This is a genomic window from Cereibacter changlensis JA139 (assembly GCF_003034985.1).
GTDB lineage: Bacteria > Pseudomonadota > Alphaproteobacteria > Rhodobacterales > Rhodobacteraceae > Cereibacter > Cereibacter changlensis.
On the sequence record NZ_PZKG01000446.1, the window covers coordinates 1 to 387 of the forward strand.

Genomic DNA, 387 nt, shown 5'->3' on the forward strand with positions numbered 1-387 from the left:
CGTGACCACGCTGAACAGCGCGATTGCAGGCACGGCTCCATCGCCGCAACTGGCGCAAGCGATAGCCGCCGCCGCTCCCGGATCGCCCGAGGCGCAGGCTGCCGTGGCGACCTACCTCGTGACGCTCATTCAGGCCGTCGAGGTGAACGGTCTGCCGCCGATGACCGAGGAGCAGCGGGATACAGCAACGGCAGTTGTCGCCCGCATGCTGGAGCGGATGCCGGGCAATCCACAGCTGACGAGCTTGCTCGCCGCGCTTTCCGGCTGAACATACTACAAGGCAGCGTGAACTATGCGCCGCCTATACATCAACCTCATTTTGGCGGAGCGGCAAAGTTCGGATATGACGTTGCCCCCACTTTTTATCCAGCGTGAGCGAGACTCCGG

Annotated in this window: 1 pseudogene; it reads left to right on the forward strand. The window is 63.3% G+C overall.

The window, feature by feature from the left end:
* Nucleotides 1–268, forward strand: a pseudogene (locus tag C5F48_RS25610) (hypothetical protein); the annotation flags it as partial.
* Nucleotides 269–387: the final 119 nt, after the last annotated feature.